This is a genomic window from Microbacterium yannicii PS01 (assembly GCF_000304335.1).
In the GTDB taxonomy this organism is placed as follows: domain Bacteria; phylum Actinomycetota; class Actinomycetes; order Actinomycetales; family Microbacteriaceae; genus Microbacterium; species Microbacterium yannicii_A.
The window spans coordinates 1-21,409 of the sequence record NZ_CAJF01000025.1 but is presented as its reverse complement, the minus strand read 5'-3'; the positions used below and the strand labels follow the sequence as shown (position 1 = coordinate 21,409).

11 protein-coding genes and 1 pseudogene are annotated in these 21,409 nt (G+C 70.5%); 5 read left to right on the top strand and 7 right to left on the bottom strand.

Annotation, left to right across the window (positions count from 1 at the left end):
* The first annotated feature begins 7 nt into the window (after nt 1–7).
* On the top strand, nt 8–823 hold the full coding sequence (locus WYM_RS13825; RefSeq protein ID WP_019181440.1) for a 5-oxoprolinase subunit PxpA: 816 nt from the start codon (nt 8–10) through the stop codon (nt 821–823).
* Nucleotides 817–2,631: an urea amidolyase family protein gene (locus WYM_RS13820; RefSeq protein WP_019181439.1), complete on the top strand. Its 1,815-nt coding sequence runs from the start codon at nt 817–819 to the stop codon at nt 2,629–2,631. Before WYM_RS13825 ends, WYM_RS13820 begins: the two co-directional genes overlap by 7 nt.
* Before the next feature lie 35 nt (nt 2,632–2,666).
* Here WYM_RS13820 and WYM_RS21190 read toward each other — a convergent pair whose 3' ends face one another.
* From WYM_RS21190 to WYM_RS21175, 4 genes and pseudogenes are all read right to left on the bottom strand, one after another.
* Nucleotides 2,667–5,306, bottom strand: coding sequence for a DUF4062 domain-containing protein (locus tag WYM_RS21190; RefSeq protein ID WP_051008135.1), 2,640 nt, complete (start codon nt 5,304–5,306; stop codon nt 2,667–2,669).
* A complete protein-coding gene (locus WYM_RS21185; protein WP_019181438.1) occupies nt 5,300–7,195 on the bottom strand; it encodes an ATP-binding protein in 1,896 nt (631 codons plus the stop codon). Before WYM_RS21185 ends, WYM_RS21190 begins: the two co-directional genes overlap by 7 nt.
* Nucleotides 7,196–7,700: 505 nt before the next feature.
* Nucleotides 7,701–7,934, bottom strand: a pseudogene (locus WYM_RS22540) (DUF4062 domain-containing protein); the annotation flags it as partial.
* Nucleotides 7,931–10,561 carry an ATP-binding protein gene (locus WYM_RS21175; RefSeq protein ID WP_083866241.1) on the bottom strand — a complete coding sequence of 877 codons (2,631 nt, stop codon included), beginning with the start codon at nt 10,559–10,561 and terminating at the stop codon, nt 7,931–7,933. The pseudogene WYM_RS22540 and the gene WYM_RS21175, both read right to left, overlap by 4 nt.
* Before the next feature lie 324 nt (nt 10,562–10,885).
* Here WYM_RS21175 and rpoB point away from each other — a divergent pair, with 324 nt between their 5' ends.
* Nucleotides 10,886–14,386, top strand: coding sequence for a DNA-directed RNA polymerase subunit beta (gene rpoB, locus WYM_RS13795; protein ID WP_019181435.1), 3,501 nt, complete (start codon nt 10,886–10,888; stop codon nt 14,384–14,386).
* Nucleotides 14,387–14,427: 41 nt separating this feature from the next.
* Nucleotides 14,428–18,300 (top strand): DNA-directed RNA polymerase subunit beta', encoded by a 3,873-nt coding sequence (locus WYM_RS13790; RefSeq protein ID WP_019181434.1) that lies wholly within the window; start codon nt 14,428–14,430, stop codon nt 18,298–18,300.
* Nucleotides 18,301–18,361: 61 nt separating this feature from the next.
* Here WYM_RS13790 and WYM_RS13785 read toward each other — a convergent pair whose 3' ends face one another.
* From WYM_RS13785 to WYM_RS21985, 3 genes are read right to left on the bottom strand one after another with little or no spacing between them, the layout of a single operon-like run.
* Nucleotides 18,362–19,027 (bottom strand): DUF3618 domain-containing protein, encoded by a 666-nt coding sequence (locus tag WYM_RS13785; RefSeq protein ID WP_019181433.1) that lies wholly within the window; start codon nt 19,025–19,027, stop codon nt 18,362–18,364.
* Nucleotides 19,024–19,443, bottom strand: coding sequence for a phage holin family protein (locus WYM_RS13780; protein WP_019181432.1), 420 nt, complete (start codon nt 19,441–19,443; stop codon nt 19,024–19,026). Before WYM_RS13780 ends, WYM_RS13785 begins: the two co-directional genes overlap by 4 nt.
* Nucleotides 19,440–20,276, bottom strand: coding sequence for a hypothetical protein (locus tag WYM_RS21985; protein ID WP_019181431.1), 837 nt, complete (start codon nt 20,274–20,276; stop codon nt 19,440–19,442). The genes WYM_RS13780 and WYM_RS21985 overlap by 4 nt, the downstream gene beginning before the upstream one ends.
* Nucleotides 20,277–20,503: 227 nt before the next feature.
* Here WYM_RS21985 and WYM_RS13770 point away from each other — a divergent pair, with 227 nt between their 5' ends.
* A complete protein-coding gene (locus WYM_RS13770) occupies nt 20,504–21,115 on the top strand; it encodes a hypothetical protein (RefSeq protein ID WP_026059819.1) in 612 nt (203 codons plus the stop codon).
* Nucleotides 21,116–21,409 lie beyond the last annotated feature (294 nt).

Here is a 21,409-nt window from a genome sequence, read left to right as displayed (position 1 = left end):
GTAAGCCATGGCGGTGATCGACCTCAACGCGGACCTCGGCGAGACCGTGGACGGCGTGCCGACGGCCGACGACGAGGCGATGTTCGCGGTGATCTCGAGCGCCAGCGTCGCCTGCGGCGGACACGCGGGGGATGCCGCGTCGATGGCCGCGGCTGTGACCCGGGCTTCGCGGTTCGGTGTCGCGGTCGGCGCCCACCCGTCGTACCCCGATCCCGCGAACTTCGGGCGCCTGCCGGTCGCGATGGACTCCGCGGAGCTCGCCGCCAGCGTGGCCGGGCAGCTCGAGGCGCTGCGGCTGGCCGGCGCCGACCTCCGCTACGTCAAGCCCCACGGCGCGCTCTACCACGCGGTCACCCACGATCCGGCGCAGGCGGATGCCGTCGCCCGCGCCGTCGCCGGGATCTCGAGCGGGATCGGCCGCCCTCTGCCGATCCTGGGTCTGGGCGGCGAGATCGCGCGCGCCGCGGCATCCGCGGGTCTTCCTTTCGTGCGCGAGGCGTTCCTGGATCGCGGATACCGGCCCGACGGCGGACTCGTCCCGCGGTCGGAGCCGGGCGCGCTGCTCGACGACCCCGACCTGGTTGCGGCGCGCGCCGTGCGGCTCGCTCTCGACGGCGAGGTCGAGGCGGTCGACGGATCGGTGATCCGGGCGCTTCTCACCGCCCCTCCACGCGCCGCTGGCGCGTGGAGCGGAGCCTCCGGCCGCGTGGACCCAGCCGCATCCCTGTGTCTGCACGGGGACTCGCCCGCCGCCGTCGCGATGGCCCGCGCGGTGCGGGCGGCGCTGGACGGCGCCGGCGTCGAGGTGCGGGCGCCGTGGTGAGCGTGCGGGTGCTGCCCATGGGGGAGCGGGCGTTTCTGCTCGAGGCCGCCGGGATCGACGAGGTGCTGGCGGTGCATGCGGCGCTCGCCGCCACCCGACCCGAGGGTGTCGTCGACATCGTGCCGGCCGCCCGCACCGTGCTCGTGCGCGTCGACCCGCGGGTGCTCGCGCTGCCGGCGGCACGGACATGGGCGACTGCGGCCGCAGCCGGCGCCGGGCCCGTTCACGCCGCCGACCAGCCGCTCGTCGTGCTCGACATCGTCTACGACGGCGCCGACCTCGCCGAGACCGCGGACCTGCTCGGCGTCACCTCCGACGAACTCTCGCGCCGCCATTCGACCGCGGAGTGGACGGTCGCGTTCACCGGCTTCGCGCCCGGGTTCGGCTACCTCGTGAGCGCCGACTGGCCGTTCGACACGCCCCGGCTGTCGTCGCCGCGCACGCGGGTCCCGGCCGGAGCGGTCGGGCTGGCCGGCGCCTTCACGGGCGCCTACCCGCGGGAGACTCCCGGCGGCTGGCGCCTCATCGGCACGACCGGAGCCCGGCTGTTCGATGCGGACGCCGCTTCGCCCGCCCTTCTCGCCCCGGGCACCCGCGTCCGCTTCCGCCCCGCGACCGGCGCGCTCGAGGGCGTCTCGCCGCAACCGGCGGCGAATCGTGCCCGGCAGCAGGATGGGAACGATCAGGGTCGCGGATCAGGCATCGACGGGCCCTCTTCCGCCCGCCCCGACCTGCTGCCGGGCACGATTCCGACGCCGGCAGCCGAAGTCGATGAGGTCGAGGGCGCCTCGTCTCAACCGGCGGCGAATCGTGCCCGGCAGCAGGATGGGAACGATCAGGGTCGCGGATCAGGCATCGAGGGGCCTCCTTCCGCCCGCCCCGACCTGCCGCCGGGCACGATTCCGACGCCGGCAGCCGAAGCCGACGGGCTCGAGGGCGGCGGCATCCGGATCGTCGAGCCCGGCCTGCTCTCCACCCTGCAGGACCTTGGACGCCCGGGCGCGGCATCGGTCGGGGTGGCCGTCTCGGGAGCGCTCGACCGCTCGGCGCTGCGCACCGCGAACCGGCTGCTCGGCAACCCCGAGGGCGCGGCGGGGATCGAGGTGACGATGGGCGGGCTGCGCGCGGTGGCTCAACGCGACCTCTGGGTCGCCGTGTCCGGCGCATGGGGTCCGCTGCGTCTCGACGGCCACGAGATCGACCCGTATACCGCGCACCGCTGGCGGGCCGGCGCGGAGCTGCACGTCGATTGGTTCGCGCGCGGCGCGCGGGCCTACCTCGCGGTGCGCGGCGGGCTGGAGGGCCGCCTCTCCCTCGGCTCACGCGCCACCGACCTGCTCGCCGGCCTCGGCCCGGCGGCGCTGCGCGGCGGCGACGTGCTCGCGGTCCGCGACGATGCCGAGGATGCCATCCCGGTCGCCGATCTGGCCCCCTGGGGCGCGCCGCACGACGACGAACTGGAACTCGAGCTGGCGCCCGGGCCCCGTGCCGACTGGTTCGCCCCCGACGCGCTGCAGACCCTCTTCGACGCGGCGTGGACGGTGTCGAACGACGCCGACCGCGTCGGTGCCCGCCTGGACGGACCCGAGCTGCCGCGCGCGAGAGCGGGCGAGCTTCCGAGCGAGGGCATGGTGCCGGGAGCCCTGCAGGTGCCGCCGAGCGGCCGTCCCACGATCCTCCTCGCCGACGGCCCCGTCACGGGCGGCTATCCGGTCATCGCGGCGGTGGCGGATGCCGCGCTCGACCTGGTCGCGCAGGCCCGGCCCGGCACCCGCATCCGCTTCCGCCACGCCCGCATCGCCGGCTGAGCCGGTGAGCCGCCCGCCCGGCTGAGGAGCAGGCGCTACCAGCCGTGCAACGCGTCGGCGACGCTCGCGAAGTCCGACTCGGGAAGAGCGAGCTGCACGGCCTCGACCAGAGTGAGCTCGGCCCCCGCCGCCTCGCCCGCGGCCACGCTCTGCGGGTCGCGGCCGCGCAGGATCTCGAGGTACGGCGTGTGCACCGTGAACGCCTCGACGTCGAAGATGCCGATGCGCCGGCGGATCTCGCCGGCGGCGACGGCCAGCGCGGCGGCCCGCCAGGCCTCACCGTGCGCGGCGGCCACCGCGCACACCCCCTCGAGCCCGTAGGCGACGCCTTCGTCGTAGTGCAGCCGGACCGAGACCAGGAGCGTCTGCAGGAACTCCTCTTCCGCGAGCTCGATGTGCCCGAGCTGGAAGTTCAGCCGGGACCGGAGGTTTCCGGCGACCGACGTCGTGTGGAGGTCGCCGCCCGCTTCGGCGACGGCCGACGCGCGGTCGAAGTGCGCGAGCGCGTCCCCCGTCGCGCCGCGCACCCATGCGAGTCTCCCGAGCGAGACCTCGGTGATGGCCTCGGCCCACCCGTTGCCGAGTTCCCGCAGACGCACCACGGCGTCACGCAGCTCGCCCTCCGCCTTGTCGGCGTCCGGGTCCGACAGCTGGACGCGTGCCGTCGCACGCGCGGCCAGGGCCATGGCGGCGGCATCCTGATCCCCGCTCTCGGTGAACAGCCGCACGCACTCCCCGAGCCCGGCCACGACCTGTTCGCTGGGGCGCTGCCACATCTCGCCCCACAGCGCGAAGAACCACGCCACCGCACGCGTGTGCGGGGTGATCGGCTGTTCGTGCTGCTTCTCGAGCAGCTCGAGCATCCACAGCCGCACCTCGGCGAAGAAGCCCGAAATCCACCAGTAGATGAGCAGGCACCATGCGAAGTCTCCGGCTTCGTCGAGCCGGTCGGTGTAGACCAGGTGCCGCACGGCGGCGCGCAGGTTCGGCAGCTCGAGACCGAGCCGCACGACCGCCTCGGCCTGCCCGGGGCCGCCCAGATCGGGGGCGACCCGCTGCACGAGGGCGCGGTAGTAGTCGGCGTGGGCGAGGCGCACCCGGTCGGCATCGCCGCGGGCCTTCAGGCGCCCCAGGGCGTACTCTCGCACGATGGCCAGCAGCGAGAAGACGCGACGGCCGCCCATCTCGTGCTGCTTCACCAGCGAGCCGTCCACGAGCCCCGCCAGCGCGTCGAGCGCCTGGCCGTCCCATGACCGCCCGGCGCCGAGCGCCTCGACCGCGTCGAGGGTGAAGCGCGTCGCGAAGACGCCGAGGTCCTCGAGCAGGTCGCGCTCATGCTCGGGCAGCAGGCTCACGCTCCAGTCGATCGTCGCCCGCATCGTGCGATGCCGCTCCGGCAGGTCGCGCACGGCGGCCGTCAGCAGCGGCAGGCTCTGCTCCAGGCGCTGTGCGATCCCGGCGGCGTCGAGGATGCGCACCTTCGCGGCGGCGAGCTCGATCGCCAGCGGCAAGCCCTCGAGGGCCCGGCAGATGTCCGCGAGATCCCGGGCGTTGTCGGCGGTGACCTCGAACGCGGGGTCGATGGCCTGCGCGCGATCGACGAACAGCGCGACGGCGGCCGTGCGCGTGGTCGGATCGAGACTCGCGGGCGCATGACCGACGGGCGTCGTGAGCGCCGGGACCTCGTACACGCGCTCGCCGCGGATGCGCAGCACGATGCGGCTCGTCACGAGAAAGGTGGTGGTCGGCGCGACGGAGTACAGACGCACGAGGGCGGGCGCGGCGTCGACGATCTGCTCGAAGTTGTCGAGCACGACGAGGGTCCGTCGCCCCTCCAGCGCGTGCGAGATGCGCTCGTCGAGCGCGGCTTCGCCGTTGTCGCGGATGCCGAGATAATAGGCGATCGTCGGAAGCAGCAGTCCGGGTTCGAGCACGCCCTCGAGCAGCACGAAGAAAACTCCGTCGGGGAAGAGGTCCTCGCACGCCAGCGCCGTCTCGATGGCCAGGCGGCTCTTGCCGATCCCGCCGGGGCCGATCAGGCTCACCACGCGGTCGGTGCCCCGCGAGAGCAGGGTGCGCACCGCCTCGACGTCCGCGTCGCGCCCGATCGTGGTGGTGTAGGGGACCGGCACCTTTCCGACGAGGGAGGCGCCGGCATCCGTCGGCTCGGAATCGTCGGCTCGCCGCGACTCGTCGAAGCGCTCGGCCAGCAGCATCGCGAGATCTCCCGCCACCTGGTCCTCGAGGTCGCTCGCGGTGACAAAGTGCAGGTAGGCGGCGGTGTCGTCGGCTTGGATGCGCGCGATGAGCCCGGCGAGGCGCTCGTCGCGCTGATCGGATGCCTTCACGTAGATGAGCTTCGGCATCGCCCGCGGCGCGAGGTTGTACTCGTCCTCCAGCCCCGAGACCTCCTCGTCGGGCGCGACCCAGCCGTAGCTCGAGCCGTAGATCCCGATGAACACATCGCTCTGCGACAGGTAGCTGCGGTACAGCTCGCGCGGCGGGTGCGGGCGGGCGCCGAGCTCGAACATCACCGGCGCCAGCCGAAGGCGCTCGATGGCGCTCTTCACGGCGGCGCGCTCGTCGGCCAGCTCGCGCAGCGTCGAGCTCACGAACACCCGGATCCGCTGGTCGGGCGTGCGGATGACGGGGTGCGTCGCGCCGTGCATCACCATGCGGGCACCGCCTCTCGCACGGCGGCGTCGGCTCCCGCCGCCGGCAGCGCGAGCCGGATGCCTTCGGCGAGACCCATGTCGGCGCCGGCGCGCTCGCCGGCCGCGACGCTCTCGGGATCCTTCGCGCGGAGCGCTTCGAGCGGCTCGAGATGCACGGCGAAGCCCGCGATGTCGTATACGCCGGTGCTCTCACGGACGCTGGCGGCCACGGCCGCCAGCGCCCCGGCGCGCCACGACTCGCCGCGGATCGCGGCGATCGCGCACGCGCCCTCGATGCCGTACGTCGCACCATCCACGAAATGCAGCCGGATCGAGAGTGTCAGCGTGAAGAGGAACTCCGCCTCCGCGGCCTCGTGCTCGCCGAGCATGAACCGCAGCCGCGCGCGGTTGTTTCCCGACACCACCCGGGTGAAGGCGTCGTCGGCGGCGTCGGAGATCTCGACGGCGCGGTCGAAATGCACGAGCGCGCTGGGGATGTCGCGGCAGAGCACGCCGAGCTGACCGAGTGCGACCTCGGCGAGCGCCTGCGCCCACCGGTTGCCGAGCGCGCCCAGCCGGGCGACGGCATCCTCGAGTTCGCTCCGCGCCGTCTGTACTTCGAGGTCCGGGAACTGCATGCGCGTCGACGCCTTGGCCGCGAGCGCCATGGCCGCCGCATCCATGTCCCCGCTGGCGACGAAGAGGTCGACGCACTCGCCGAGGGCCGCGACCACCTGATCGGCGGGCCGTCGCCACACGTCGGCCCACAGCGGAAAGAACGTCGCCACCGCTCTGGTGTGGTCGGTGATCGGGATTCCCGCGCTGAGCAGCTCTTCCATCCAGAGGCTCACATCGGCGAAGTAGCCCGAGATCCACCAGTAGGGCAGCATCGTCCATGCGAACGCGCCGGCATCGTCCAGGCGGCCGTTGCGCACGAGGTGGCGGGCGGCCGCACGCAGGTTGGCGACCTCGAGCCCCAGCTCGGTCACGGCCTCCACCTGCCCGGACCCGCGCAGCCGCGGCGCGACGCGGTGCACGAGAGCGAGGTAGTAGTCCGCGTGGGCGATGCGCAGGGCGTCCGCCTCTCCGTGAGACTCGAGCTCGTCCACCGCATACTCCCGCACGGTGGCCAGCAGCGAGAACACCGACCGGCCGGCCGTGTCCGTCCGCTGCACGAGGGATGCGTCGATGAGCGTCGCGAGCGTCTCGATGGCGCCGTCGTGCCACGACCGCGCGGCACCGACCGCCTCCACTGCCTCGAGCGTGAAGCGCGCGCCGAAGACGCCCAGGTCCTCGAGCATGCCCCGCTCCGTCGGCTGCAGGAGCCCCACGCTCCAGTCGATCGTCGCGCGGAGAGTCCGGTGCCGGTCGGGCAGGTCTCGCGCCGCGGTCGACAGCAGCGGCAGGCTCTTCTCGAGCCGTTCGAGGACGTCGCGGGGTGACAGGAGCCGGATGCGGGCAGCCGCGAGCTCGATCGCGAGCGGCAGCCCGTCCACGCGGCGGCAGATGGCGATGACATCGGCGGCGTTGTCGGCGTCGAGCACGAAACTCGGCTGCGAGGCTGCGGCACGCTCGGCGAAGAGCACGCACGCCGACGAGGCGCGTGCCTGTGCCAGGGAAGGGCGGGTATCGGCATCCGGCGTCTGCAGCGGCTCGACTTCGAACACGCGCTCGCCGCGGATGCGCAGCACGACGCGGCTGGTGACGAGGAAGCAGGCGTTCGGGGCGAGCGAGTACAGACGCACCAGCACCGGCGCCTCCTCGACGATCTGCTCGAAGTTGTCGAGCACGATCAGCACGCGCCGGTCGCCGATGGCCTGGCCGATGCGCTCTTCCAGCACGCCGGCGCCGGTATCGCGGATGCCGAGCACATAGGCCACGGTCGGCAGCAGCAGCCCCGCTTCGAGCACCCCCGTCCAACGGCACGAAGTAGACGCCGTCGGGGAAGAGGTCGGCGTCGGCGTGGGCGGCCTCGATCGCGAGCCGGCTCTTGCCGATCCCGCCCGGGCCGATGAGGCTGACGACCCGGTGGAGCCCTCCGGCGAGCAGTGCCCGGATCTCGGCCAGCTCCCCGTCGCGCCCGATGGTCGTGGTGTACGGCTCCGGTACGCGCGCTGCGAGCGGCGTCGTCGACTGCGCCGCCTGTTCGGAGCCGAGGGTGCCGCGGGACTGATCGAACCGTTCGGCGAGCATCGTCGCCAGGTCGCCGGCGACCTGGTCGGCGAGCTCGTCCGCAGTGGTGAAGGAGACATACGCGGCGGTGTCGTCGGCCCGGATCCGCGCGATGAGCTCGCTCAGGCGTTCGTCGCGCTGGACGGACGCCTTGATGTAGATGAGCTTCGGCATCGACCCCGGCGCGAGGTTGTACTCGTCCTCGAGGCCCGAGACCGCTTCGTCGGGCGCGACCCAGCCATAGCTCGCGCCGTAGATCCCGACGAAGACGTCGCTCTGGGCGAGATAGGAGCGGTACAGCGCGCGTGGGGGATGCGGTCGCGCACCCAGTTCGAACATCACCGGCGCCAGATGCAGACCCTCGATCGCGGACCTCACCGCGACGCGCTCGTCCGCGAGCTCGCGCAGCGTCGAGCTGACGAAGATCCGCAGTCGCTGATCGGGCGTCCTGATGACAGTCGGGAGCGGTTCGGTCATGCCGACCTCGCCAGGGCTGCACGCTCCGCCGGCTCGGTGGCGATCGCCGCCGCCTCGTAGGCACCCAGCTCGCGGCCGCGCTGGAGTGCGGCCTCGATGACCGCCGCGCGGCGGTCATCGACGGCCGCGTGTTGGAGGTAGCCGGTGTGGAAGACGAACGGCGGGGCGTCGAACACCGCCGTGCGTCGCCGGATCGACTCGGCCGCGCCCGCCAGTGTCCCGGCGATATCCAGGTCGCCGCGCGTGGCGGCGATGGCGCTGATGCCCTCCAGGCCGTAGGCGATGCCCTCCTCGTGCCGGAGACCGACCGATCCCCGGATGGAACGGGCGAACAGCCGCTCAGATTCGTCGAGGTCGCCGGCGAACAGGGATGTCCGTGCCAGATGGTGCAACGCGACCGTCTCGGTGAACGCGTCGCCGCAGGCCTCCGCGGCATCGACGGCCTGGGCGAACCGCGTCGCGGCATCAGCGGGCCCACCCGTGAGCAGTGAGATGCGGCCGAGCGCGACGAGGGCCAGAGATTCGCCCCACCCGGCGCGGAGCGCGCGGAAACGCGCGGCTCCGTCCTCGAGCCGGTGGGCGGCGGCGGGAACATCCGGATCGGGGCCGCTGATCTCGGCGAGTCCCGCCGTCGCCGTCGCCATCGCGACTCCGAGCTCGTCGCCCGCGGCGGCGAATCGCTCGGCGGCGCCGAGCAGTGACCGCACCACCGCCGGGGAGGGGGCTATCCACATGTCGCGCCAGGCGATGTAGAACGTCGCGACCGCGTGGGTGCGGCCCGAGATCGTCGCCTCCTCCTGCGACAGGAGCCTCTCCATCCACAGCGCCACCTCGGCGAGATAGCCGCCGACCCACCAGTACAGGAACAACCGCCACGCGACGTCCGCGGCGGTCTCCACCTCGCCGACGGCGGCCAGGTGCCGCACCGCGGCGCGGAGGTTGCCGCGCTCCCGGTTCAGCCGGGCGACGGCTCCGGGGCGCGGGCTGAAGCCCAGAGCGGGTCCCTCGGTGCGGGCGAGCTCGGCGTAGACGGCGGCGTGCGCGTCACGCGCGGCGCGCTCCTCGCCGGCATCCTGCAGCTGCGTCAGACCGTGCTCACGCACGGTCACGAGCATCGAGAAGACGGTGTCGCCGTCGGCGTCCTCCTGCATGAGCAGCGAGGAGTCGACGAGCTTCTCGAGGCCGAGGAGGGTGTCCAGGGGCCATCCGCGGCGGTCGCCGAAGGCCTCGACGGACGAAATGGTGAATCCGGCGCTGAACACCGCGAGATCGCGCAGCATGACGCGCTCGGCGTCGTCGAGCAGACCGGTGGACCACTCGATGGTGGAGCGCAGCGTGCGCTGGCGCTGCGGAAGATCGCGTGCCGCATCGACCAGCAGGGGCAGCTGCCGGTCGAGCCGGCGCAGCATGTCCGCCGGGCTCAGCACGCGCAGGCGGGCGGCGGCCAGCTCGATCGACAGCGGAAGCCCTTCCAGCGCCCGGACGATTCCGACGACTTCGGGGGCGTTGTCGTCGGTGACGTCGAAGTCGGGTCGCACGGACTGCCCACGTGCGACGAACAGCTCCACGGCCGCCGACGAGCGTGCGCGGCGGACCGAATCGGGTGAGTCCGGATCGTGGGTCGCGAGCGGGGGCACCTCGTACACCCGCTCGCCGCGCACGCGCAGCAGGGCTCTGCTTGTGACGAGGAAGGACGCGTCCGGTGCGATCCCGTAGAGCTGCACCACGAGCGCCGCGGCTCCGACCAGCTGCTCGAAGTTGTCAAGGACGATGAGCATCCGCCGCCCGGCGAGCGCGATGCGCAAGCGCTCCTCGAGCGGCATGTCGCCGGCATCCCGCACCCCCAGGGCGTAACCGACGGTGGGGAGCAGCAGCTCGGGTTCGAGAACGTTCTCGAGCGGCACGAAGACCGTGCCGTCGGGGAACAGATCGCCGACATGCTGAGCGACGGCGATCGCGAGGCGACTTTTGCCGATCCCGCCGGGTCCGAGCAGCGTCACCAGTCGCGTCTCCGGATCGGAGAGCATCCTCCGTACGACGGCGATCGCCTCGTCGCGGCCTACGAGGGGAGTGAACGGCACCGGAATCCCGGGAGCCGGCGCGGACGGCGCGGAGCGCTCGTCCGCCGTCGTCGCCGGACTCCGCGCGGCGTCGAATCGCTCTGCCAGCAGTGTCGCCAGATCGGCCAGCACCAGCTCCTGAAGCTCGTCCGCGGTCTCGTAGGGCTTGTAGGACGCGGTGTCGTCCTCCTGGATGCGTGCGATGAGCGCCTCCAGTCGCGGCTCGCGCTGGACTCCCGCCTTCAGGTAGAGCAGGCGCGGCATCTCGCGGTGCGCCAGCAGGTACTCATCCTCGAGGCCCGAGATCTCCTCGTCGGGCGCGACCCAGCCGTAGCTCGCCCCGTATATCCCGATGAAGACATCGCTCTGAGCGAGGTAGGACCGGTACAGGTCCCGCGGCGGGTGCGGACGTGCCCCGAGCTCGAACATCACCGGTGCCAGGCGGAGGCGCTCGATCGCACTCCTCACCGCCGCGCGCTCGTCCGCGAGCTCGCGCAGCGTCGAACTCACGAACACCCGGATCCGCTGGTCAGGCGTGCGGATCGCGGGGTGCCCTACCCCAGTCATGTGCACATCATGGACCCTGTGAGACCGTCTCGCCACGGGTTTCTGCCCCCTGTGCGGGCTTTTCGGGGGTTTCGGGCAGGCTTATACCGCAGCATCCGGAACTTTTCAAGAATCCAAGTAGACACGGCGCGTCATCGCGCGTATAGTAGGTCCTTGCGCTCTTGGATTCCCCCTGCCCTCATATGGTGGTCGGCTGTGCCTGCGCCCCCTTGTCTCCACGGACGATCGTGATGCAAGGCGTGGTGCGCGGGCTTCGGGGACGAATGAGCACTCCACCCTGACGACAAGGAAACGAGCCCCACCGGGCCCACGGAGGTAATCCCCTTGGCTGCTGCGCGCAACGCATCCAACCCCACCACCACCCTGAAGAGCGGACGCGGAGCATCCCGTCTTTCCTTCGCCAAGATCTCTGACACGCTGACGGTCCCCGACCTTCTCGCGCTGCAGACCGAGTCCTTCGACTGGCTCGTCGGCAACGAGGCATGGAAGGCCCGCGTCGCGGAGGCGAAGGCCGCCGGACGCACCGACGTGCCCGAGGTCAGCGGCCTCGAGGAGATCTTCGAGGAGATCTCGCCGATCGAGGACCTGAGCGAGACGATGCAGCTCTCGTTCACGAACCCCTATCTCGAGCCCGAGAAGTACTCCATCGAGGAGTGCAAGGAGCGCGGCAAGACGTACGCCGCCCCGCTCTACGTCGAGGCCGAGTTCATGAACCACCAGACCGGTGAGATCAAGACGCAGACGGTCTTCATGGGCGACTTCCCGCTCCAGACCGGCAAGGGCACGTTCATCATCAACGGCACCGAGCGCGTCGTCGTCTCGCAGCTGGTCCGCTCGCCCGGCGTGTACTTCGACAAGACGCCCGACAAGACCTCCGACAAGGACATCGTGTCGGCGCGCGTCATCCCCAGCCGCGGTGCGTGGCTCGAGTTCGAGATCGACAAGCGCGACCAGGTCGGCGTGCGCATCGACCGCAAGCGCAAGCAGTCCGTGACCGTCTTCCTCAAGGCCCTCGGCCTCACCTCGGAAGAGATCCTGGCCGAGTTCGCCGGCTTCGACTCGATCGAAGAGACGCTGTCGAAGGACACGATCCTCTCCAAGGAGGACGCCCTCCGCGACATCTACCGCAAGCTCCGTCCGGGCGAGCAGGTCGCCGCCGAGGCCGCCCGCGCGCTGCTGGACAACTTCTACTTCAACCCGAAGCGCTACGACCTGGCGAAGGTGGGTCGTTACAAGATCAACCACAAGCTCGGCCTCGACAAGCCGCTGTCGGACTCGGTGCTCACCGTCGACGACATCGTCGCGACGATCAAGTACCTCGTGCGCCTGCACCGCGGCGACGTCAACTTCGACGGCGTGCGCGGCGGCAAGACGGTCGAGATCCGTCTCGACATCGACGACATCGACAACTTCGGCAACCGTCGCATCCGCGCCGTCGGCGAGCTCATCCAGAACCAGGTCCGCACCGGTCTGTCGCGCATGGAGCGCGTCGTCCGCGAGCGCATGACCACGCAGGACATCGAGGCGATCACGCCGCAGACCCTGATCAACGTCCGCCCCGTGGTGGCCGCGATCAAGGAGTTCTTCGGCACGTCGCAGCTGTCGCAGTTCATGGACCAGAACAACCCGCTCGCGGGTCTGACCCACAAGCGCCGCCTGTCGGCCCTGGGCCCCGGCGGTCTGTCGCGTGAGCGCGCCGGCGTCGAGGTCCGCGACGTCCACCCGTCGCACTACGGCCGCATGTGCCCGATCGAGACCCCGGAAGGCCCGAACATCGGCCTGATCGGCTCGCTCGCCTCGTTCGCGCGCATCAACGCGTTCGGCTTCATCGAGACGCCGTACCGCCGCGTGGTCGAGGGCAAGGTCACCGACCAGATCGACTACCTGACCGCCTCCGAGGAGAGCGACTACATCGTCGCGCAGGCCGGTGTCGAGCTGAAGGCCGACGGTGCGTTCGCACAGGACCGCGTCCTGGCCCGCCGCGGCCAGGGTGGCGAGGTCGACCTCTTCCACGCCGAGGAGATCGGCTACATGGACGTCTCGCCGCGCCAGATGGTGTCGGTCGCGACCTCGCTGATCCCGTTCCTCGAGCACGACGACGCGAACCGCGCCCTCATGGGTGCGAACATGCAGCGCCAGGCCGTGCCGCTGCTCCGCTCGGAGTCGCCCGTGGTCGGCACCGGCATGGAGGGCTACGCCGCGATCGACGCCGGTGACGTCGTCACCGCCGAGAAGGCCGGCGTCGTCGTCGAGGTCTCGGCCGACGTCGTGACCGTGCAGCTGGACGAGGGCGGCACGCAGGACTACTTCCTGCGCAAGTTCGACCGCTCCAACCAGGGCACGAGCTACAACCAGCGCGTCATCGTCTCGGCGGGCGACCGTGTCGAGAAGGGCGAGGTCATCGCCGACGGACCGGCGACGGAGAACGGCGAGCTCGCGCTCGGCAAGAACCTCCTCGTCGCGTTCATGACGTGGGAGGGCCACAACTTCGAGGACGCGATCATCCTCAGCCAGGACCTCGTGAAGGACGACACCCTCTCCTCGATCCACATCGAGGAGTACGAGGTGGACGCCCGCGACACGAAGCTCGGCAAGGAGGAGATCACGCGCGACCTGCCGAACGTGAGCCCCGACCTGCTGAAGGACCTCGACGAGCGCGGCATCATCCGCATCGGCGCCGAGGTGCGTCCCGGCGACATCCTCGTCGGCAAGGTCACGCCCAAGGGCGAGACCGAGCTCTCGGCCGAGGAGCGCCTGCTCCGCGCGATCTTCAACGAGAAGAGCCGCGAGGTCCGCGACACGTCGCTGAAGGTGCCCCACGGTGAGCAGGGCACGATCATCGCGGTCAAGGAGTTCAACGCCGAGGACGGCGACGACGAGCTCGGCTCGGGCGTCAACCGTCGCGTCGTGGTCTACATCGCCCAGAAGCGCAAGATCACCGAGGGCGACAAGCTCGCCGGTCGTCATGGAAACAAGGGCGTCATCGCGAAGATCCTTCCGATCGAGGACATGCCGTTCCTCGCCGACGGCACTCCGGTCGACGTGATCCTCAACCCGCTCGGCATCCCCGGTCGAATGAACTTCGGCCAGGTGCTCGAGACCCATCTCGGGTGGATCGCGAAGCAGGGCTGGCAGGTCGAGGGCACCCCGGAGTGGGCCGTGCGCCTGCCCGAGGAGGCCCGCGAGGCCGCCCCCGGCACCAAGGTCGCCACGCCGGTGTTCGACGGCGCGTTCGAGGAGGAGATCGCGGGTCTGCTCGACTCGACGCTCCCCACGCGCGACGGCGACCGCCTCATCGACTCGACGGGCAAGACGCTCCTGTTCGACGGTCGCTCGGGCGAGCCGTTCCCGGCTCCCATCTCGGTCGGCTACATGTACATCCTGAAGCTGCACCACCTCGTGGACGACAAGATCCACGCGCGCTCGACGGGTCCGTACTCGATGATCACCCAGCAGCCGCTCGGTGGTAAGGCGCAGTTCGGCGGTCAGCGCTTCGGTGAGATGGAGGTGTGGGCCCTCGAGGCCTACGGCGCCGCATACGCGCTCCAGGAGCTCCTCACGATCAAGTCCGACGACATCCTCGGCCGCGTCAAGGTGTACGAGGCGATCGTCAAGGGCGAGAACATTCAGGAACCCGGCATCCCCGAGTCGTTCAAGGTGCTCATGAAGGAGATGCAGTCGCTCTGCCTGAACGTCGAGGTCCTCTCGGCCGACGGCTCGACGGTCAACCTCCGCGACACCGACGACGAGGCCTTCCGTGCCGCCGAAGAGCTCGGCATCAACATCTCCAGCCGCTTCGAGTCCTCGTCGATCGACGAGATCTAAGCGCCGCCGGTCCGATTCAGAATTCCGACACAGGAGAACCAGTGCTCGAATCAACCACTTTCGATCAGCTTCGCATCGGTCTGGCCACCGCCGACGACATCCGTCGTTGGTCCTACGGCGAGGTCAAGAAGCCCGAGACGATCAACTACCGCACGCTCAAGCCCGAGAAGGACGGTCTCTTCGGAGAGCAGATCTTCGGGCCTTCGCGTGACTGGGAGTGTGCGTGCGGCAAGTACAAGCGCGTCCGCTTCAAGGGCATCGTGTGCGAGCGCTGCGGCGTGGAGGTCACCAAGTCCTCCGTCCGTCGTGAGCGCATGGGCCACATCGAGCTCGCCGCGCCCGTCACCCACATCTGGTACTTCAAGGGCGTCCCGTCGCGCCTCGGGTACCTGCTGGACATGGCGCCGAAGGACCTCGAGAAGGTCATCTACTTCGCCGCCTACATGGTGATCTCGGTCGATGAGGACGCGCGCCACCGCGACCTCGCGACGCAGGAGAACAACATCCGTCTCGAGCTGAAGACGCTCGCCGACCGTCGCGACGCGCGCGTCGCCACCCGCCTCCAGAAGCTGGAGGAGGAGCTCGCCGCGCTCGAGGAGGAAGGCGCCAAGGCCGACCAGAAGAAGAAGGTCCGGGACGCCGCCGAGAAGGAGATGGCCCAGATCCGCAAGAGCGCGGACGACCAGATCATCCGTCTCGAGAAGGTGTGGGAGGACTTCCGCACCCTCGAGGTCGGCCAGCTCAAGGGCGAAGACGAGATCTTCCACGAGCTGCAGGACCGCTTCGGTCAGTACTTCGAGGCCCACATGGGCGCCGAGTCGATCAAGCGCCGCCTCGAGGCCTTCGACCTGCAGGAAGAGGCCGACAGCCTCCACCTGCAGATCTCCGAGGGCAAGGGTCAGCGCAAGATCCGTGCGATCAAGCGCCTGAAGGTCGTCAACTCGTTCCTGCAGACCGGCATGAGCCCGGCCTCGATGGTCCTCGACGTCGTCCCGGTGATCCCGCCGGAGCTGCGTCCGATGGTGCAGCTGGACGGTGGCCGCTTCGCGACCTCCGACCTCAACGACCTGTACCGTCGCGTGATCAACCGCAACAACCGTCTCCGTCGCCTCATCGACCTCGGCGCTCCCGAGATCATCGTGAACAACGAGAAGCGGATGCTGCAGGAGGCCGTCGACGCGCTGTTCGACAACGGTCGCCGCGGCCGTCCCGTCACGGGCACCGGCAACCGCGCGCTGAAGTCGCTGAGCGACATGCTCAAGGGCAAGCAGGGCCGGTTCCGTCAGAACCTGCTCGGCAAGCGCGTGGACTACTCGGGCCGTTCGGTCATCATCGTCGGCCCGCAGCTCAAGCTCCACCAGTGCGGTCTGCCCAAGCAGATGGCCCTCGAGCTGTTCAAGCCGTTCGTGATCAAGCGCCTGATCGACCTCGGTCACTCGCAGAACATCAAGGCCGCCAAGCGCGCCGTCGAGCGCACGCGTCCCGAGGTGTGGGACGTGCTCGAGGAGATCATCCGCGAGCGCCCCGTGCTGCTCAACCGCGCGCCCACGCTCCACCGCCTGGGCATCCAGGCGTTCGAGCCGCAGCTCGTCGAGGGCAAGGCCATCCAGCTCCACCCGCTCGTCTGCGCCGCCTTCAACGCGGACTTCGACGGTGACCAGATGGCCGTGCACCTGCCGCTGTCGGTCGAGGCCCAGGCCGAGGCCCGCATCCTGATGCTCGCCTCGAACAACATCCTGAAGCCGTCGGACGGCCGCCCGGTGACGCTGCCCTCGCAGGACATGATCATCGGCCTGCACCACCTGACCACGGTCAAGGACGGCGCAGCCGGTGAGGGTCGTGTGTTCGGCTCGGTCAGCGAGGCGATCCTCGCGAAGGACGAGGGCACCCTCGACCTGCAGGCCAAGGTCCGCATCCGCGTCCCCGGCCTGACGTTCCTCGAGGGCGAAGCGCCCGAGGGCTACGACCGCCACGGTCTCGTGGACGCGTCGCTCGGTCAGGCGATCTTCAACGACACGCTCCCCAAGGGCTACCCGTTCGTGCGCGAGCAGGCAGACAAGGGCAAGCTGTCGCAGATCGTGAACAAGCTGGCCGAGGAGTACCCGAAGGTGGAGGTCGCAGCATCCCTCGACCGCATCAAGGACGCCGGCTTCTACTGGGCCACCCGTTCGGGTGTCACGGTGGCGCTCAGCGACATCCTCACGCCCCCCAACAAGGGCGAGATCGTCGCGGGCTACGAGAAGCGGGCGGCCAAGGCGCAGGACCAGTTCGAGAAGGGCCTCACCACCGACGCGGAGCGTCGTCAGGAGCTCATCAAGATCTGGACCGAGGCGACCGACGAGGTCCAGAAGGCCATGCGCGACAACTTCCCCGAGGACAACACCATCAACCGCATGGTGTCGTCGGGTGCTCGTGGTAACTGGCTGCAGATCCGCAACATCGCGGGTATGCGCGGCCTGGTGAACAACCCCAAGGGTGAGATCATCCCGCGTCCGATCATCTCCTCGTACCGCGAGGGTCTGTCGGTGGCGGAGTACTTCATCGCGACGCACGGTGCCCGTAAGGGTCTCGCCGACACGGCTCTCCGTACGGCCGACTCGGGCTACCTCACGCGTCGACTCGTGGACGTCTCGCAGGATGTCATCATCCGCGAGGAGGACTGCGGGACGACCAAGGGTCTCGAGTTCACCATCGCCGCTCCGGGTTCGGACGGCGAGCTGGTCCGCGACGCGAACGTCGAGAACTCCGTGTTCGCCCGCACGCTCGCGGCCGACGTCACCGGTGCAGCCGGCGACGTGCTCGCCGCAGCCGGCGACGACGTGGGCGACGTGCTCATCGACAAGCTGGTCGAGGCGGGTGTCGAGTCGATCAAGGTCCGCTCGGTGCTCACGTGCGACTCGGCGGTCGGCGTCTGCGCGAAGTGCTACGGCCGTTCGCTGGCGACCGGCAAGATCGTCGACATCGGCGAGGCCGTCGGCATCATCGCGGCGCAGTCGATCGGTGAGCCCGGCACGCAGCTGACGATGCGCACCTTCCACACCGGTGGTTCGGCGTCGGCGGATGACATCACGCAGGGTCTGCCCCGCGTGCAGGAGCTGTTCGAGGCCCGCACCCCCAAGGGCGCGTCGCCGATCGCCGAGGCCGATGGCCGCATCACGATCGACGAGACCGACAAGGCCAAGAAGGTCATCCTCACGCCCGACAGCGGCGACGAGCCCCACGTGTACCCGGTGCTCAAGCGCGCGACGCTGCTGGTCGAGGACGGCCAGCACGTCACGGTCGGCCAGCCGCTGCAGGTCGGAACGCTCGACCCCAAGGAGGTCATGCGCGTGCAGGGTGCCCGCGAGGTGCAGAAGTACCTCGTGAACGGCGTCCAGGGCGTGTACCGCTCGCAGGGTGTGCCGATCCACGACAAGCACATCGAGGTCATCGTCCGTCAGATGCTGCGCAAGGTCACCGTGGTCGACCACGGCGAGACCACGCTGCTGCCGGGTGAGCTGGTGGACTTCAAGCGCTACCAGAACATGAACCGCGAGGCCGTCGCCGGGGGCAAGCGCCCTGCGTCGGGTCGTCCGGAGCTGATGGGTATCACTAAGGCGTCGCTCGCGACGGAGTCGTGGCTGTCGGCCGCGTCGTTCCAGGAGACGACGCGCGTCCTCACCCAGGCGGCGATGGAGGGCAAGAGCGATCCGCTCGTCGGCCTCAAGGAGAACGTCATCATCGGAAAGCTCATCCCCGCCGGAACCGGACTTGCGAAGTATCGCAACGTCGCGGTCGAGGCGACGGAAGAGGCCAAGAGCGAGCGGTACCCCAACCGCATCTTCGCCTCGGACGGCGCCTACAGCGACGCCGACCTGAGCTACGTCGACTTCGACAGCTTCTCCACGGACGGCTTCACCACCGACTACAACTAAGGCGGTGAACGAACGGCCCCGGCATCATGCCGGGGCCGTTCGTCGTTCCTGGGGTCGATCGTCAGGGCCGGTCGTCGATCCCGCCGCCGTACGAGCCGGAGGTGCCCGTCGACCCGGACGTGCCCGTCGATCCGGATCCGCCGGTCGAGCCCGACGAGCCGCCGCCGACGTTGTCCTTCACGCGCTCGGCGGTGTGCCGGGCCTCGTCCTTGACCGTCTGTGCGGATTCGGTGGCGGCATCCTTCACCTGGTTCACCGCATCCTGCGCGGGCTCCTTGAGGTTGCCCGCCACATCCTTGACGGCTTCGGTGGCCTTGTCGACGATCGGCTGCGCCTGCTCCCGCACCGACGAGGCGAGTCGCCGCTCGGCATCCGTCGGGGGGATGAGGCTGGCGACGAGGAAGCCGAGCCCAGCCGCGACGAGCCCGACGGCGAGGGGCGCACCCTGCGTCGTCTCCTTCGCCCGGTGCGGCAGCTCCTTCACCGCGTCACCCGCGGACGACATGACGTCCGCGGCCGAGTGCCCCGCGTTCGACGTTGCGCTCCCGAGGTGGTCGGCGCTGCCCATGACGCGCTCCTTGACGCCGTCGAAGCGCTGCCGCAGGCGGGTCTTCTGACGCTCCACGATCTTGCCGGGCGTCACCTTGTCGGCGAGCGCGTCGACGTCTCTGCCGAGCTCATCGCGGGTCATCTCGATGTCGGCACGAATCTGGTCGGGGTTGCTCATGATCGGTTCTCCTCGTTCCTCTTGAGCGCTTCGGGAATCTCTTTCACGGTTTCGACCGTCTTGGGCGCGCCCTGCACCTCGCGCATCCGCGAGCGGCCGACGGCGAACAGGATGCCGGCGATGATCGCCCAGAGGACGGCCACGATGACGCCGGACCAGCCGCCCCCGACCAGCAGGCCCAGGGCCCACCAGAGCGCGATCGACAGGAACAGGATCGCCATCATCCCGGCGTAGGCAGCGCCGCCCATGAGGCCTGCGCCGACGCCCGCCTTCTTCGCGGAGTCGGTGAGCTCGGCCTTGGCCAGCTCCAGCTCCTTCCGCATCAGGACGGACAGATCGCGCGAGACCTCGCCGACCAGTTCGCCGAGCGACGTCGCCGCCGCCTTGTCCTGCGACGGCGTGGGCATGTCGGTCATGGTCGCTCCTCACCGGTCGCCGACCACTCGTCGGTTCCCGGGTCGCTCAGGGACGAGCCTGCCGACGACAGGTCCGCGTCCGTCGCGCCCGTGCCGTAGCCGGTCGTGCCGCCCAGGGAGTCCCCGATCGGCGTGCCGACTCCGGCAGCTCCGCCGGCCACGCCGCCGCCTGCGACGCCGCCGCCGGCCATCCCACCGGCCGCTCCTCCGGCGAGGCCGCCCGTGGTCGCACCGGTCACGTCGGTGGGGTACGTCGCACCCTGACCGCGGGGATTGGAGAGGGATGCCGGAGTCCGCCCTCCTGCGCCGCGGCTCGTGCCGCCCGACCCGCCGCCGTTGGAGTCCGCCATGAGTGCTCGTGTCAGCCGTCCGGCGACGAGCCCGATGCCGATGGCGGCGACGACGAACGCACCGGTGTGGCGGCGAGCGAAACCGCGAACCTCCTGCACCAGGTCGGCCGGCTCGCGCTGATCGAGCCAGGACGCCACGTTCTGCGTCTGCTGGCCGAGGCCGCGCACCAGTCCAGCCGCGGCGCCGCCGCTCTGCGATCCCTGCGCCATCTCGGTCAGCTCGTCACCGGCCGACCGCAGTGCGCCCGCCGCTCGGCGCTGCTGCGACGAGGCCTGGTCGCTGAGCTGGGTGCGGGTCTCGGCGAAGAACCCGCGTGCGGCGTCCTTGGCCTCCTGCGCCACGTGGCCGGCTTCATCCCCGGCGACGCCGGCGACATGCTTCGCGCCGGCCTCGGCCTCGGCGACGCCCTCGACGGCGCGTTCCTTCACGCCTTCGCTGCCGGTGGGGGTACCGCTGCGCGAGGCATCCTCGTATGTAGACATGCTGCTCCTCCACTCTCACGGTCGGACGTGGCACCGGGTCTCGGCCGCTCGGACGTTCCGCCGTGGGCGTCTACCGTCCGTCAGATCGGCCGCACCAAGGAGGGGGTCGATTTCCGCGGATGCGAGGGAGTATCCTGTGCGGCGCCCGGCCGCCCGGCCCGCGACTGCGCGCCGTGCCGGGGCATCCGGCCCTCCCCGCCGTACCGTGGAAGGGGAGGTCGGGGGCCATGGCACGAGTGGGGGGTCGCAACTCGTGGTTCGCCGTGCCCGTCGGACTGATCTGCGCCGCGATCGTCGGCGGACTGGTGTGGCTGTCGATCCCGATGCTGCCGGTCACCGTCGCGTGGATGGGTGACACCCTGCGCCGGGCCACGACGCCGCAGCCGTCGGCGGCTCCGCAGCAGACCCCGGCGCAGCAGGCCATCGAGGGCGATGCGGTCGACTGCCGGACGCTGTACCCGGACGACCTCTGGAACGAGCTGACGTGGCGCGCCGGCTCGCTGCTGAATCAGGCGGCGGACCCCCCGGCCACGCAGGCGGCGTCGTTCGCCGACGCCGTGTCGCCCGAGGTGCTGGTCTCGTGCCACTGGCGATTCGCATCGGGCTCGATCTCGACGACGCTCTCGCGCGTGGGCGAGGATGCGGCGGCGATCGCGGAGGCCGCGTTCGCAGGCCAGGGCTTCTCGTGCGCGACCGACGACGACGCGCTGGCGTGCACCCGCACTCAGGGAGGCGTGCGCGAGGAGCACACGCTCCGCGACGGCCTGTGGCTCGCCAGCGCCGAGAACAGCTGGCACCCCGAGGACTACGGCAGCCGCCTCGACGACAACGTCTGGTGAGACTGCGTGCACGTGCGCGTCGGGAGCCGTCGTGACACGCAGCCGCCATTGTCACGGCACGCCTCCGTCGCGCCTGCCCGAGCGGGCACTACTCTCGCACTGCGGGAACCTGCCCCCGCGTGAGGAGTGCCTGCGATGAGTGACCCCAAGTCGTCCTACGGCGAGCCGGTCGACGAGCCCCGCGACGTCGATGACGTGGTCGGCCGTGCCAACGAGGGACTTGCCGAGGCCGAGGCCGCCCGCCGCGATGCCGTCGCCGACGCCTCCTCCGCCGAAGCGGACCGCGCTGAGCGT

Excerpts from the sequence above, each read along its gene's own strand:
- WYM_RS13770 (WP_026059819.1), top strand. The coding sequence starts at position 20,504 with ATGGCACGAGTGGGGGGTCGCAACTCGTGGTTCGCCGTGCCCGTCGGA.
- WYM_RS21190 (WP_051008135.1), bottom strand. The coding sequence starts at position 5,306 with ATGGTGATGCACGGCGCGACGCACCCCGTCATCCGCACGCCCGACCAG.
- WYM_RS13825 (WP_019181440.1), top strand. The coding sequence starts at position 8 with ATGGCGGTGATCGACCTCAACGCGGACCTCGGCGAGACCGTGGACGGC.
- WYM_RS21175 (WP_083866241.1), bottom strand. The coding sequence starts at position 10,561 with ATGACTGGGGTAGGGCACCCCGCGATCCGCACGCCTGACCAGCGGATC.
- WYM_RS13785 (WP_019181433.1), bottom strand. The coding sequence starts at position 19,027 with ATGAGCAACCCCGACCAGATTCGTGCCGACATCGAGATGACCCGCGAT.
- WYM_RS13780 (WP_019181432.1), bottom strand. The coding sequence starts at position 19,443 with ATGACCGACATGCCCACGCCGTCGCAGGACAAGGCGGCGGCGACGTCG.
- WYM_RS21985 (WP_019181431.1), bottom strand. The coding sequence starts at position 20,276 with ATGTCTACATACGAGGATGCCTCGCGCAGCGGTACCCCCACCGGCAGC.